1 protein-coding gene is annotated in these 237 nt (G+C 74.7%); it reads left to right on the top strand.

Going from position 1 to position 237, the window contains the following annotated elements; translation table 11 throughout:
* Positions 1-237: beta-ketoacyl synthase N-terminal-like domain-containing protein (locus tag G3I40_RS43585; RefSeq protein ID WP_275410342.1), on the top strand; the 237-nt coding region annotated here is incomplete at both ends.

Below are 237 nucleotides of genomic sequence, written 5' to 3'. Positions count from 1 at the left end.
TGGTGGCGTTGCATCTGGCGGCGCGTTCGCTGCGGGACGGTGAGTCGTCGCTGGCGGTGGCGGGCGGGGTGTCCGTGATGGCGGGGCCGGAGGTGTTCACCGAGTTCTCGCGGCAGGGCGCGCTGTCGGCCGACGGCCGGTGCAAGGCGTACTCGCACGACGCCGACGGCTTCGGCATGGGCGAGGGCGTGGGGCTCGTGGTGCTGGAGCGGCTGTCGGACGCGCGGCGCAACGGGC

The organism is Streptomyces sp. SID14478 (assembly GCF_010548525.1).
GTDB lineage: Bacteria > Actinomycetota > Actinomycetes > Streptomycetales > Streptomycetaceae > Streptomyces.
Note: the sequence above shows the minus strand (reverse complement) of the source record. Positions and strands in the feature narration are given on the sequence as shown.